The 13,003-nt window shown below is 71.8% G+C and carries 16 protein-coding genes; 6 read left to right on the top strand and 10 right to left on the bottom strand.

Annotated elements, in window-relative coordinates:
- Nucleotides 1-17: 17 nt before the first annotated feature.
- Nucleotides 18-674, bottom strand: a complete 657-nt coding sequence (locus JOF41_RS03360) for a maleylpyruvate isomerase family mycothiol-dependent enzyme (protein WP_209616057.1) — start codon at nt 672-674, stop codon at nt 18-20.
- Nucleotides 675-759: 85 nt separating this feature from the next.
- On the opposite strand from JOF41_RS03360, the gene JOF41_RS03355 reads away from it, so the two are divergent.
- Nucleotides 760-1,293, top strand: coding sequence for a CGNR zinc finger domain-containing protein (locus tag JOF41_RS03355; RefSeq protein WP_209616055.1), 534 nt, complete (start codon nt 760-762; stop codon nt 1,291-1,293).
- A 168-nt stretch (nt 1,294-1,461) separates the two neighbouring features.
- Here JOF41_RS03355 and JOF41_RS03350 read toward each other — a convergent pair whose 3' ends face one another.
- From JOF41_RS03350 to JOF41_RS03335, 4 genes are all read right to left on the bottom strand, one after another.
- Nucleotides 1,462-1,890 (bottom strand): CBS domain-containing protein, encoded by a 429-nt coding sequence (locus JOF41_RS03350; RefSeq protein ID WP_189221859.1) that lies wholly within the window; start codon nt 1,888-1,890, stop codon nt 1,462-1,464.
- Between the two features lie 137 nt (nt 1,891-2,027).
- Nucleotides 2,028-2,201, bottom strand: a complete 174-nt coding sequence (locus JOF41_RS03345; RefSeq protein ID WP_189221860.1) for a hypothetical protein — start codon at nt 2,199-2,201, stop codon at nt 2,028-2,030.
- Between the two features lie 64 nt (nt 2,202-2,265).
- Nucleotides 2,266-2,412 carry a hypothetical protein gene (locus JOF41_RS03340; RefSeq protein ID WP_189221861.1) on the bottom strand — a complete coding sequence of 49 codons (147 nt, stop codon included), beginning with the start codon at nt 2,410-2,412 and terminating at the stop codon, nt 2,266-2,268.
- A gap of 272 nt (nt 2,413-2,684) precedes the next feature.
- Nucleotides 2,685-3,362, bottom strand: a complete 678-nt coding sequence (locus tag JOF41_RS03335) for an EcsC family protein (RefSeq protein ID WP_209616052.1) — start codon at nt 3,360-3,362, stop codon at nt 2,685-2,687.
- Nucleotides 3,363-3,410: 48 nt separating this feature from the next.
- Here JOF41_RS03335 and JOF41_RS03330 point away from each other — a divergent pair, with 48 nt between their 5' ends.
- Complete coding sequence (locus JOF41_RS03330) at nt 3,411-4,493, top strand: Rv2629 family ribosome hibernation factor (RefSeq protein ID WP_189221863.1); 1,083 nt, start codon at nt 3,411-3,413, stop codon at nt 4,491-4,493.
- 70 nt (nt 4,494-4,563) lie between these two features.
- On the opposite strand, the gene JOF41_RS03325 is transcribed toward JOF41_RS03330, so the two are convergent.
- The 4 genes from JOF41_RS03325 to JOF41_RS03310 form a co-directional block, all read right to left on the bottom strand.
- Nucleotides 4,564-5,436, bottom strand: a complete 873-nt coding sequence (locus JOF41_RS03325; protein WP_189221864.1) for an amino acid ABC transporter permease — start codon at nt 5,434-5,436, stop codon at nt 4,564-4,566.
- Nucleotides 5,433-6,080: an amino acid ABC transporter permease gene (locus JOF41_RS03320; RefSeq protein WP_189221865.1), complete on the bottom strand. Its 648-nt coding sequence runs from the start codon at nt 6,078-6,080 to the stop codon at nt 5,433-5,435. The genes JOF41_RS03325 and JOF41_RS03320 overlap by 4 nt, the downstream gene beginning before the upstream one ends.
- Nucleotides 6,081-6,163: 83 nt before the next feature.
- On the bottom strand, nt 6,164-7,051 hold the full coding sequence (locus JOF41_RS03315) for a glutamate ABC transporter substrate-binding protein (protein ID WP_189221866.1): 888 nt from the start codon (nt 7,049-7,051) through the stop codon (nt 6,164-6,166).
- Between the two features lie 62 nt (nt 7,052-7,113).
- On the bottom strand, nt 7,114-7,842 hold the full coding sequence (locus tag JOF41_RS03310) for an amino acid ABC transporter ATP-binding protein (protein WP_189221867.1): 729 nt from the start codon (nt 7,840-7,842) through the stop codon (nt 7,114-7,116).
- A 162-nt stretch (nt 7,843-8,004) separates the two neighbouring features.
- On the opposite strand from JOF41_RS03310, the gene JOF41_RS03305 reads away from it, so the two are divergent.
- Together JOF41_RS03305 and JOF41_RS03300 are read left to right on the top strand one after the other, a co-directional pair.
- On the top strand, nt 8,005-8,676 hold the full coding sequence (locus JOF41_RS03305) for a response regulator transcription factor (protein ID WP_189221868.1): 672 nt from the start codon (nt 8,005-8,007) through the stop codon (nt 8,674-8,676).
- Entirely contained in the window at nt 8,677-10,053 is a 1,377-nt protein-coding gene (locus JOF41_RS03300) for a sensor histidine kinase (protein ID WP_189221869.1), read from the top strand.
- A gap of 10 nt (nt 10,054-10,063) precedes the next feature.
- Here the strand turns inward: JOF41_RS03300 and JOF41_RS03295 are convergent, their stop codons facing one another.
- Nucleotides 10,064-11,011, bottom strand: a complete 948-nt coding sequence (locus JOF41_RS03295) for a TAXI family TRAP transporter solute-binding subunit (protein WP_229795096.1) — start codon at nt 11,009-11,011, stop codon at nt 10,064-10,066.
- A 57-nt stretch (nt 11,012-11,068) separates the two neighbouring features.
- On the opposite strand from JOF41_RS03295, the gene miaB reads away from it, so the two are divergent.
- Together miaB and JOF41_RS03285 are read left to right on the top strand one after the other, a co-directional pair.
- A complete protein-coding gene (gene miaB, locus JOF41_RS03290) occupies nt 11,069-12,538 on the top strand; it encodes a tRNA (N6-isopentenyl adenosine(37)-C2)-methylthiotransferase MiaB (protein WP_189221870.1) in 1,470 nt (489 codons plus the stop codon).
- Nucleotides 12,535-12,999 (top strand): Rv2732c family membrane protein, encoded by a 465-nt coding sequence (locus tag JOF41_RS03285; RefSeq protein ID WP_189221871.1) that lies wholly within the window; start codon nt 12,535-12,537, stop codon nt 12,997-12,999. The genes miaB and JOF41_RS03285 overlap by 4 nt, the downstream gene beginning before the upstream one ends.
- Nucleotides 13,000-13,003 lie beyond the last annotated feature (4 nt).

Here is a 13,003-nt window from a genome sequence, read left to right as displayed (position 1 = left end):
AGCAGGTCGGGACGAGTTCACGGCCACGGCTTCAGCTCCGGCTTCGGGCCGCTGATCGGTCCCGCGTACTCCCGACCCGCGAGCCACGCGGTGAGGTCGGTCAGCGCGCCGCTCAGCTCCACGTGCTCACCCTCGCCGAAGGTCCACTCGCGATCGTGGTCGGTCGCCGCGAGCGTGAGCCGCACCCCGTCGGGCACGCGCGCGGCGAGGAAGTCCAGGGCGTGCTCGCAGAACTCCGGTGACCACGCGAACGGACCGAGGTCGAGGTCCCTGGCGTGGATCTCGACCTCGCGCCACAGCGCGAGAGCGGTGTCGCGCAGGGTTCCCGAGCGGTAGGTGACCGGACTGTCCCAGTCGGACACACCGGCCCACGCGGCGGTCAGCCGTGCCACGGCGGCGGCGATCGCGGCGCGGTGCTCGTCGGCCGTGCGCCCCGCGTTGGCCTCGATGTCGGCGTTGCGACCGGGGCGACCCCCGTCGTAGACCTCGATCAGCTCGCCCTCGTGCTCGGCTTGGCGGGCCATCGCGTCGGTGGCGCCCGCGAGGTGGGCCAGCACGTGCCCCCTGGTCCAGCCGGGCAGCGCGGACGGCCGCGCGACCTGCGCGTCGGTCACCGGCTCGATCAGCGCGGCCAGCCTGCGGTGGGCGTCCAGCACCCGCTCCGCGATCGTCACAGCTCCCCCTAATGACTTTGCTCATTCAACCCGTTAGGCAGCAACTTAACGGGGAGATCGCAGGAAGTCCATTACAGTGGCGGAGGTGAACACGGCACTGGAGTTCGCCGCCACCGTCCACGGCGACGGGCGCGGCGGGCTCTCCGACGAGCTGGCCACACCGGGCGGACTCGCCCGCTGGACCGGTTCGACGGCGCCCGACGAGGACCTGCGGCGGCGTCTGGTGGAGCTGCGCTGGGCGGTGCGGGCGCTGTTCGCCCACGCCACGCGCGCCCAGCAGCGGCTGGACACGCCCCGGCTGCCGGACCTGGACACGGCGTTGCGCCTGGTCAACGAGGCCGCCGCGCGCGTGCCCTCGGCCGTCCAGCTGGACTGGCACGACGGCGAGCCGCGAGTGCGCAGGATCGACTCGGCCGACGAGGGCGACCGGCTGCTGGCGTCGCTAGCCACGGCCGCGATCGAGTTCCTGGCGAGCGGGGAGCGCTCCGGTCTGCGCGCGTGCCCCGCTCCCAGGTGCGTGCGGTACTTCGTCAAAGCGCACCCGCAGCAGCAGTGGTGCAAACCCTCGTGCGGCAACCGCGCCAGGGTCAGCAGGCACTACCACCGCACCCACCCCTAGCGCCTGCAAGTACTACCCGACGCGGCGGATGGGGCTGATAACCACTACCCGGCGTCACCTGCGCTGCCCCCCTCGTGCCCAACGCACGACAACCGCCCCCAGCGCTCGGGTCGTCGGGTGGTAGTTATGGGTCCCTGCGGAGGGGGCGGGTAGTACTTGCAGGCGCGGTCAGCCCTGGGCGATGTAGGCGGTGAGCTGGTCCTGGTCCTCCTCCAGCTGGCTGATCCGGCTCTTCACCACGTCGCCGATGCTGACGATGCCCACCAGCTCGCCGTCGGAGACCACCGGCACGTGCCGGATGCGCCGCTCGGTCATCAGCACCGTCAGGCTGTCCACCGAGTCCTGCGGCCCGCAGGTGAGCACCCCGGTGGTCATGATCTCCGCGACCCTGGCGGTCAGCAGGTCCGCGCCCCGGTCGTGCAGCCTGCGCACCACGTCGCGCTCGGACACGATGCCCGCGATCCCGTCCTGACCCAGCACGACCAGCGCCCCGACGTTGTGCTCGGCCAGCGCCGCGACCAGTTCGGCCACCGTCGCGTCGGCCCCGACCGTCGCGACGGCCGTGCCCTTGGTGCGCAACACGTCCGTGATCCTCATGTGGTGCCTCCCGATCTCCGGCCAGATCCGGCGGTACCCGACCACGCTAGTTCTCGGCGGCCCCTGCGCGGGAGGAGCCTGACCCGATGAGAGCAGCCCGCCCGACGAGGTCGGACGGGCTGCTCGGGGTGCCGCGCTCAGCCGCCGGTGCGGCGGAACACGCGCTTGCCGACGAAGTTCGACTGGTGCGGAACGCCCAGCGCCTTCTGCACACCGGCGTTCTTCTTGCCGTGACCGCGGCGTTCGCGGCGGTTGGGAACGACCTCGGGCTCCTGCTGGTCGTTGGCTTCGGGGGTGTTCTGGTCGGTCATCGGTGCCTCCTGGTGCTCTTCGACGGGTGCTCTTCAGCGGGGGTGCTCTTCAGCGGGGTGCGCTTCAGCGACGCCGCATGGCGTACTGGCGCGGGTTGACCACGACGCGCCCGCCGCCGAAGCGCGGCTGGACGGCGCCCGGCTTCCCGGCGCGGCGCTCGCGCCGGTTGCCGGGCTGGGGCTCGGACGGGTCGGAAAAGGGCGTGCGCATACGACCGCCTCCTCGTGTTCGAGGCGTGCAAAGGAGTGCGACCCGCGTGAGGGGTCGTCGACAGTGCCCGCGAGGGCATCCGGGAGAAGGCGCGCGGCTCAGCGAGGCCGTCGGCGCGGTGGAGGAAGAAGTCCTCAGTTGAAGAACATGGCCGAGACGTTAGCGTGCGCCCCGGTCGTTGCCAACTGATTTATCGAGGCCCTCGTCCGGGCCGGTGCGGCGCCGCTCGTGATCGACCGGCTGGACGTGGAGGCTCACCCGGAAGGCTGGTTTCAGCTCTCGATGACCTTGCCGTCGACCACCAGCGGCGGGTCGGCGCGGTCGGTGAAGAACCGCTGCGCGAACGCCCCCACCGCCCTGGTGGCGACCGCGTCGAAGCCGCCGCCGATGACCCCGCCCACGATCGGCACGCCCTTGGCCAGGGTGACCGTCGCCCGCGCGGTGCCGTGCTTGGCCAGCAGGGTGAACCCGACCCGCCGGTTGATCTCCCGGATCAGCTGCGCGGGGATGCGCTCGACCAGCCGCATGGTCAGCTTGGCGCCCACCTTCACCCCCGCCTTCTTCACCAGCTCGGCACCCGCGTTGCCCAGCAGGCACACCAGGATCGCCAGCTGCACCTCCTCGCTGTCCAGGTCGTAGCCCTGCACGGCGGCGATGGAGGCGATCAGGTGGGTCTGCACCAGGTAGGACGCGGTGATGTTGGCGGGCAGCGTCACCGGGAGGGTGACCAGGCCACCCAGGTTGGTGACGAAGCCCTGCGCGCCCGCCGCCGCCACGTGGTTGCGGATGAGCAGCTTGATCGCCTGCTCGCGGGTGCCCCCCTTGTCCACGGCGTCCTCGGCGGAGCGCCGCGCGCCCTTGAACGGTCCGAAACCGTCGATGCCGAGCCGGAGCAACTGGTCCACCATGCCCTGCTGGGCCTTGGCAAGGGTGCCGGGTTCCTCGACCATGCCCCGAGGTTACGCGGCGCGCGGGCGGGTAGCCGAGAGCTCATGGACATGTCCACTTTGGCGGGGCTGATCCGGGAACGCGGCCCGTTCGCGTCGCTGTACCTGGACGCCTCGCACGACACCGAGGACGCGGCCAAGGCGCTGGAGCTGCGCTGGCGCGGGCTGCGCGAAGACCTCCAGCGGCAGGGCGCGGACGCGGACACCCTGGCCGCCATCGACGAGCGGGTCACCCGACCGGCGGTCGGCAAGGCGGGCCGGGCGGTCATCGCCGCGCACGGCCGGGTGCTGCTGGACCTGGTGCTGCCCCGTCCGCCCGCCGCCGACAGCGCCCGCTGGTCGAACTTGCCGCACGTGCTGCCGCTGGCCAACTCGACCACCACCAACGTGCCGCACGTGGTGGTGCTGGTCGACCGCGCGGGCGCCGACCTGCACGGCTACAGCGGCCAGCGGCACGTGGAGCAGGAGGTGCAGGGCGCGCGGCACCCGCTGAACAAGGTCGGCGGGGGCGGCTACTCGCACCGCCGCCTGCAGAACAACGTCGAGGAGACCGCCCGGCGCAACGCGGCGCTGGTGGCCGAGGCGGCCGACGCGCTGGTGGGCGAGCTGAACGCCCGCCTGCTCGTGCTCGGCGGCGAGGTGCAGGCGCGCACCGGGGTCAAGGACCAGCTCAGCACCCGCTGCCGCGACGTGCTGATCGAGGTCGACAGCGGCGGCCTGGCCGCGGGCTCGGACGACGAGGCGTTCGACAGCGCCGTGCGCTCCCTGGTCGCCCAGTACCAGGCCGACCTGGAGAACGACGTGGTCGAGGAGTTCACCACCGAGCGGGACCGGCCGCGAGGTCGCGCGGTGCAGGGCCTGGAGCCGGTGGTGGCGGCGCTGCGCGAGGCCAACGTGGCCGCGCTGCTGGTGGCCGACCCCGCGCTGGGCGACCGCACGGTGTGGACCGGCGACGAGCCCGCCCAGCTGGCGCTGGCCGAGTCCGACCTGCGGGCGATGGGCGTGGAGCACGCGGGCGAGCACCGCGCCGACGAGGCGCTGCCCACCGCGGCCGCCGCGATCGGGGCCCAGGTGCTGGTCGTCGACGACACCCAGCTGGCCGAGGGTGTGGGGGCGCTGCTGCGGCACACGTAAGCGGCTCGCGTGAACGCCCCCGGACGCGCGAAGGGCCCGGCACGACGGCCGGGCCCCGCACGACGCGCGATCAGACGCCCGTCGCCGAGTTGGCCAGCACGACGTTCTCGGCGTCCTTGTTCTCCAGCTCGATGACCCTCTTGTTGCGCCGGTTGCGCTTCTCCAGGTAGGTCGCCAGCCAGGTCAGCAGCAGGCACATCGCGATGTAGATGCCCGCCACCACGATCGTCAGCGGCACCAGCGGCCTGCCGAACTGGGCCTGCGAGCCCAGGTAGCGGGCGTAGTAGAGCAGCTCCTCGTAGGTGATGATGAAGCCCAGCGCGGTGTCCTTGAGCAGCACCACGAGCTGGCTGATGATCGTCGGCAGCATCGCCCGCAGCGCCTGCGGCAGCAGCACCAGGACCATCACCTGCGTCTTGCGCATCCCCAGCGCGTAGGCCGCCTCGGCCTGGCCGCGCGGCAGCGACTTCACGCCCGCGCGGAAGATCTCCGCCAGCACCGAGCCGTTGTAGAGCATCAGCGCCAGCACCACAGCGGCGAACGGCGACATCTTGATGCCGACCGTCGGCAGGCCGTAGTAGAACAGGAACATCATGATCAGCAGCGGGATGGCGCGGAAGAACTCCACCACCACGTTGGAGGGTGCCCGCCAGAACGCGTGCTCGGAGAGCCTGCCCGCGGCGAACACCGCGCCGAACAGCAGGGCCAGCACCGCGCCCAGCGCGAACGCCCGCAGCGTGGCGCCGATCTTCTCCAGCAGCTGGATCTGGATCGTCTCGTACTGCAGCCACTCCCACATGCGCGGCTCGAACTGGCCGCTGTCGTAGAAGCGGTAGCCCACGTAGGCCAGCAGGGCGACGACGGCGGCGATGCCGACCACCGCGGCGATGCCGTGCCGGACCCGCGCCTTGGGACCGGGGACGTCGAACAGGACCGAGCTCATCGGGCCACGCTCCAGCGCTTCTCCAGGCCGCGCTGCACCAGCGTCAGCGGGATCACCAGCACCACGAAGAACACCGCCACCCAGGACAGGCCCGCCAGCATGTTGGCGCCCTCCTCGGACAGCCGGTAGGAGATCGCGCCCGCCTCGCCGACCGAGAAGCCCGCCGCCACGGTGGTGTTCTTCAGCAGCGCGATCAGCGTGCTCACCAGCGGCGGCACCACCGAGCGCATGGCCTGCGGCAGCACCACGTTGGCCAGCATCTGGCCGAAGGTCAGCCCCAGCGCGCGGGAGGCCTCGGCCTGGCCCACGGGCACCGTGTTGATGCCCGAGCGGACCACCTCGCAGATGAACGCCGAGGTGTAGAGGGTGAGCGCGGTCACCGCGCCCATGAACGGGTCCAGCTCCAGGATCTTCAGCAGCGGGTAGGCGAACGCGAAGAAGAAGAACACCAGGGTCAGCGGCGTGTTGCGCAGCAGCGTGACGTAGGTGGTGGCCGCCGCGCGCAGCACCGGGACCGGGCTGACCCGCAGCATGGCCAGGACCGTGCCCAGCACCAACGACCCGACCGCGGACAGCAGGAAGAGCTGGATCGTGGTGAGGAAGGCGCTCAGGAACAGGTCGGAGTAGTTGGTAAGGACGCTCATCGGGGTTCCTCGCCGGTGGTTTTCACGGAAGTGGCCGGTGACCCGCCGCGACGCGCGCGGATCACCGGCCACCGCTCACGGCATCAGTAGCGCTCGATCACCGGCTTCTGGGCGGACGAACCCGACTTGCCCAGGGTGGCGTCGTAGATCTCCTGCCACTTGCCGCCGCTGATGGCCTCGTCGAGGATGTCGTTGACCTTGTCGCGCAGCGCCTTGTCGTCCTTGGGCAGGCCGATGCCGTAGGGCTCGACCGAGAACGGCTTCTCGACGACCCTGAACTTGTCCGACTCCAGCGCGGCGTAGCCCTTGAGGATCGCGTCGTCGGTGGTCACCGCGTCCACGGCGCCCTCGGCGAGCTTGGCCACGCACTGCGAGTAGTTCTGGAACTCGATGATGTTCTCGGGCTCGGTGAGGTTCTCGTCCTTGATCCGCTTGATCGGCGTGGAGCCGGTGGCCGAGCAGACCTTCTTGCCCTTGAGGGTGTCCTTGCCGGTGATCGAGGTGTCGTCCTTGCGGACGAGCAGGTCCTGGCCCGCGGTGTAGTACGGGCCCGCGAAGCCGACCTTCTCCTTGCGGCCCGCGTTGATCGTGTAGGTGCCGACGTAGTAGTCCACGTCACCGTTGATCAGCGCCTGCTCGCGACCGGCGGAGGCGATGGCCTTGTACTCGATCTTGTCCTCGCCGAAGCCCAGCTTGGCCGCGACCAGGCGGGCGATCTCGACGTCGAAGCCGCTGTACTTGTTGGTCGTGGCGTCCTTGATGCCCAGGCCGGGCTGGTCCTCCTTGACGCCGATGACGACCTTGCCCCGGCTCTTCATCTTCTCGAACGTCGGCGAGCCGTCGACCTTCACGTCGGTCGCGACCGCCTGGCTGGGCACGGAGCCGGAGTCGCTGGGGCTCCCCTCCTTGCCGCAAGCGGTCAGGGCGAGGCCGCCTGCCAGCAGCGCCACCGCAAGGGTGCGAACCCTCATCGTCCTTCTCCTGCTCTCGTGGGGTCGAGCGGCGCCAGGCTCAGCGCCGCGTTCCGGGGACTTCAGTGGGTCAGGATCTTGCCAAGGAAGTCCTTCGCGCGGTTGGACTTCGGCGCGGAGAAGAAATCTTCCGGCGTCGAGTCCTCGACGACCTCGCCGTCGGCCATGAAGATCACGCGGTCGGCGGCCTTGCGGGCGAAGCCCATCTCGTGGGTCACCACGAGCATGGTCATGCCCTCCTTGGCCAGCGTGGTCATGACGTCGAGCACCTCCTGGACCATCTCCGGGTCCAGCGCGGAGGTCGGCTCGTCGAACAACATCACCTTGGGCCGCATCGCCAGCGCGCGGGCGATGGCCGCGCGCTGCTGCTGTCCGCCGGACAGCTGCGCCGGGAACTTCTCCGCCTGGTTCGCGATGCCGACCCGCTCCAGCAGCTCCATGGCGGTGCGGCGGGCCTCCGCCGCGGGCGTCTTGCGCACCTTCAGCGGGGCGAGCATCACGTTGTCGACGATGCTCTTGTGCGCGAACAGGTTGAACGACTGGAAGACCATGCCCACGTCGGCGCGCAGCCGGGCCAGCTCCTTGCCCTCGGCGGGCAGCGGCTGGCCGTCGACCTCGATGGTGCCCTGGTCGATGGGCTCCAAGCGGTTGATCGTGCGGCACAGCGTGGACTTGCCGGAGCCCGAGGGGCCCAGCACCACGACGACCTGGCCCTTCGGCACCTCCAGGTTGACGCCCTTGAGGACGTGCAGAGGACCGAAGAACTTGTCCACGCCCGTCATCCGGATCATCGGCGGAGCAGGGGTGGGGCCGGTCATCCGTTCCTCCAGAGGGGTTCTCGTGCGATGGCGGAAACCTAGGTGTGGAGCACCACACCAGTCCAGGCGGTTGAGCAAGACTTAGGGTCTCAACTCTGTCACAGGCTGACGACACTTGTTTCGGGAGGGACCGCGGTGCGGGTGCTGCTCGTCGAGGACGACGACCGCGTAGCGGAAGCGCTGGTCCCAGCGCTGACGCGACGCGGTTTCACGGTGGACCGGCAGGCCACCGGCAGGGGGACGCTGGACCGGTTGGCCGGGGTCGACGTGGTGCTGCTCGACCTGGGCCTGCCCGATGTGGACGGTGTGACCCTCTGTCGCAACATCCGTGCCGCCAGTGACGTGGCCATCATCGTGGTCTCCGCGCGCGGGGAGATCGACGACCGCATCCTCGGCCTGCACGCGGGCGCCGACGACTACCTGGTCAAACCGTACGACGTGGGTGAGCTGGTGGCCCGCGTGCACGCGGTGCGCCGCCGCCGCGGCGACCCGGTGGGGGCGGGTGGCACGGGCACCGAGGTGTTCGAGGCGGGCGACGTCCGGGTCGACCTGGGGCGGCACGAGGTGACCGTGGCGGGCGAGGTCGTGGCGCTGTCGCGCAAGGAGTTCCAGGTCCTCGCTCTGGTCATGGCCGCGGGCGGGGCGGTGTGCACCCGCGAGCGCATCCTGGCCGAGGTCTGGGGGCGCACCTGGGCGGGCGCGAACCGCACCCTGGACGTGCACGTGGCCACCCTGCGCACCAAGCTGGGCAGGCCCTCGCTGCTGGAGACGGTGCGCGGCGTCGGCTACCGGTTGGGCGCGGTCTAGGTGCGCTCGCGGCTGCTCGGGATCGTGCTGGCGCTGGTGGTCCTGGTGCTGGTGGGGATGGGGGTGCCGCTGGGGCGCGGGGTGGCCGCCACCGAGCAGCAGGAGATGTTCCTCGACCGGCTGACCGACACCAGCCGGTTCGCCTCGGTGGCCCAGCAGCCGATCATCCACGGCAGGCCGGACCTGCTGGAGCCCTCGCTGGAGCGCTACGAGCAGCTCTACGGCATCCAGGTCGGCCTGCTCGGACCGGACGGGCGGGTGCTGGTCGGCTCCTCCGAGCTGGACCTGTCCCCGGCGCCGGTGCGCGACGCGGTGGACCAGGCGCTGGCCGGGCGGCTGCCCGCGACGCCGGAGCTGTTCATGCCGTGGGAGGACGCCCTGCTGGTGCTGGCCGAGCCGGTGCTGGTCGACGGCGAGGTGCGCGGCGCCGTGGTGACCCTCTCCCCCACCGCCAAGACCAGGGCGGAAGTGGCCCTGTGGTGGCTGGTGATCACCCTGGGCGGGCTGTTCGCGCTGGTGCTGGCGGTGTTCGCGGCGCTGCCGCTGGTCCGCTGGACGCTGCGGCCGGTGCGCAGGCTCGACGACGCCACCGGGGCGCTGCTGGCCGCGGTGCAGTCCGGCCGCGCCGTGGAGCCGGTCGGCTCCTCCGACGGGCCGCCGGAGCTGCGCCAGCTGAGCCGGTCGTTCGACCAGATGGCCGCCAACGTCGGCGACGTGCTGGCCGCCCAGCGCGCGTTCGTGGCCGACGCCTCGCACCAGCTGCGCAACCCGCTGACCGCGCTCAAGCTCCGGTTGTCCAACCTGGAGGGGCACGTCTCCGGCGAGGCCAGGGAGCACCAGCTGGCCGCGCTGGCCGAGGCCGACCGGCTCAACCGCATCCTGGACGAGCTGCTGTCCATGGCGCGGGCGGAGTCCTCGTCGGTGGACCCGGTGCCGGTGGACCTGGACCGGGCGGTGGCCGGGCGGCTGTCGGCCTGGACCCCGGCCGCCGCCTCCCGCGACGTGCACCTGGTGCTCGACGGCGAGCCCGGCGGCCAGGTGCTGGCCCCGCCCAGGGGCGTCGAGGCGGTGCTGGACGCGCTGCTGGACAACGCGCTGAAGTTCACCGCCGAGGGGTCGCTGGTGCGCGTGGACGTGCGCAGGCTCGACGGGGTGGTGCGGCTGTCGGTGCGCGACGGCGGGCCGGGGCTGGCCGAGGACGAGCTGGAGCGGGCCACCGACCGGTTCTGGCGCAGCCCGCTGCACCAGAACGTGCCCGGCTCCGGGCTGGGGCTGTCGATCGTGCGGCGGATCGTGGAGCGGGTGGGCGGCGCGGTGCGGCTGGAGCTGCCCGAGGGCGGCGGGCTGCGGGTGGTGGTCGAGTTCCCCGCGCTCTGAGCGGAGGCGGTCAGACCTTCACGTCGCGGTAGTAGCGCACCGCGCCGGGGTGCAGCTCGACCGGGGTGGTCTCGATCGCCGAGCGGACCTCTATCGAACGGGCCACCGGGTTGGCCGCCACCAGCGCGGGCTGGGCCCGGAACAGCCCCCTGAGCAGCGCTTCCGCCACCTCGGCGGACATCTGGTCGGTGACCAGCAGGAAGTTGCGCACCACCAGCGTGGTGATCGGCCCACCGGGCAGCTGGTAGGCCGACGCGGGCAGGGTGGCCGAGCCGTAGATGGGGTAGCGGTCGCGCAGGTCGGGCAGCACGTCGCCGAGGTCGAGCATCCGCACCGGCACGGTCTCGGCCAGCTCGGTCACCGCGTGCGTGGGCACGCCCCCGGACCAGAAGAACGCGTCCAGCTCGCCCCGCCGCATCGCCTCGGCCGAGTCGTTGGGGTCCAGGTGCCGCGCCTGGAGGTCCCCGGTGGACAGGCCCGCGCTCTCCAGCAGGCGCTGCGCGATGAGGATCACACCGGAGTCCACCGCGCCGATCGAGACGCGCTTGCCCCGCAGGTCGGCCAGCTTGGTGGCCTGCACGTCGTCGCGCACGATCAGCTGCAGGTAGTCGTCATGCATCCTGGCCAGCGCGTACAGCCGGTGGCCGGGCCCGCTGCGGGCCAGCTCGTCGTCGGCGGCGTCGGCGGCGGAGAAGCCCACCTGGGCCTGCCCGGTGCGCAGCCGGGTCAGGTTGTCCACCGACCCGCGCGTCTCCGCCACCTGCGGGCGCTCGACGCCGGGATCGGCCGCCCACGCCTCCGCCAGAGCGGTGCTGAGCTGGTGGTACACCCCGCCGCGCACGCCCGCCGCCACGGTGAGCTTGACGTGGTCGAAGTCGTCCCCGCACGCGGTCAGCGACAGCGCGGCCACGGCCAGCGCGGCGCCGAGGGCGTGGACTCGCAGCAGCGTTCCCGACACCCGCGCATCGTCGCACGTCCAGCCTCTACCCTGGACCCGACGGAAGGATTAGGTGCAGTGACCCGCAGTTACCAGATCCGCACGTTCGGCTGCCAGATGAACGTGCACGACTCCGAGCGCCTGGCAGGAATGCTGGAGGACGCGGGCTACACGCCTGCCGACGGCGACACCGCCCCGGACGTGGTGGTGTTCAACACCTGCGCCGTCCGGGAGAACGCGGACAACAAGCTCTACGGCACGCTCGGCCACCTCGCGCCCGCCAAGGCCGCCAACCCGGACATGCAGATCGCCGTGGGCGGCTGCCTGGCGCAGAAGGACCAGGGCGAGATCGTCAAGCGCGCCCCGTGGGTGGACGTGGTGTTCGGCACCCACAACATCGGGTCGCTGCCGGTGCTGCTGGAACGCGCCCGGCACAACCGCGAGGCCCAGGTCGAGATCCTCGACGCGCTGGAGACCTTCCCGTCCACGCTGCCCGCGCGCCGCGACTCGGCCCACTCCGGCTGGGTGTCGGTGTCCGTCGGCTGCAACAACACCTGCACCTTCTGCATCGTGCCGTCGCTGCGCGGCAAGGAGAAGGACCGCCGCCCCGGCGAGGTGCTGGCCGAGGTCAAGGCGCTGGTGGCCGAGGGCGTGCTGGAGGTGACGCTGCTCGGGCAGAACGTCAACTCCTACGGCGTCGAGTTCGGCGACCGGCACGCCTTCGGCAAGCTGCTGCGCGCCTGCGGCGACATCGAGGGCCTGGAGCGGGTGCGCTTCACCTCGCCGCACCCCAAGGACTTCACCGACGACGTGATCGCCGCCATGGCCGAGACCCCGAACGTGTGCCACCAGCTGCACATGCCGCTGCAGTCGGGCTCCGACCGCGTGCTCAAGGCCATGCGCCGCTCGTACCGGTCGGCCAAGTTCCTGTCCATCCTGGACGACGTGCGCGCGGCCATGCCCGACGCGGCCATCACCACCGACATCATCGTCGGCTTCCCCGGCGAGACCGAGGAGGACTTCCAGGCCACCCTGGACGTGGTGCGGCAGGCCCGGTTCTCCAGCGCCTTCACCTTCCAGTACTCCAAGCGGCCGGGCACGCCCGCCGCCGAGCTGCCCGACCAGCTGCCCAAGCAGGTCGTGCAGGAGCGCTACGACCGGCTCGTCGCGCTGCAGAACGAGCTGTCGTGGGAGCAGAACAAGGCACTGGTCGGCCGCACCGTCGAGGTGCTGGTGGCCAGCGGCGAGGGCCGCAAGGACGCCGAGACGCACCGGCTGTCCGGCCGCGCCCGCGACGGCAGGCTGGTGCACTTCACCCCCGGTGACGCGGCCGTCCGGCCGGGTGACGTGGTGGAGACCGTGATCACCTACGCCGCGCCGCACAACCTGATCGCGGACGGCCCGCTGCTCAGCCACCGCCGCACCAAGGCGGGCGACCGGGCGGAAGCGGGCATCCGGCCGAAGACGCCCGGTGTCTCCCTGGGCCTGCCCGCGTTCGGCGCCCCCGCCCCGCAGCCGGCCGCCGTGGGCGGGTGCTCGGTCGGATGAGCGGCGACAACGACGACCTGGCGGGCCTGCGGCGGGAGATCGACCAGGTCGGCCGCGCGGCGGCCAAGCGCATCGACCCCGGCGCGGGCGCGATGGTGATCGCGGTGGCGGTGCTGGCGGTGCTGCTGTCGCTGGTGCTGCCCTGGGTGGGCCCGAGCACGGGCCTGGAGGTGCTGCTGGGCGACTCGCCCGTGCTGCCGAGGGTGTTCTCCTGGGTGGCCCTGGTCGGCGGCGTGCTGTGCTCCGCGCTGGCACTGGCGCTGCGGCGGTGGGCGCTGGCCTGGGTGTGCGCCCTGCTGTGCTTCGCCGGATCGGTCGCGGGCGTGCTGTCGATCTGGACCACCCAGACCACCACCGGCCACCACCCCGGCCCAGGTCCCGGCCTCGGCCTGGTCCTCGCCGTGGTCGCGGTGGTCGTCCTCCTGACCAAGTGGCTCCGCATAGCCATGAGCCGGATCTGACTGC

The organism is Saccharothrix coeruleofusca (assembly GCF_017876325.1).
In the GTDB taxonomy this organism is placed as follows: domain Bacteria; phylum Actinomycetota; class Actinomycetes; order Mycobacteriales; family Pseudonocardiaceae; genus Actinosynnema; species Actinosynnema coeruleofuscum.
Note: the sequence above shows the minus strand (reverse complement) of the source record. Positions and strands in the feature narration are given on the sequence as shown.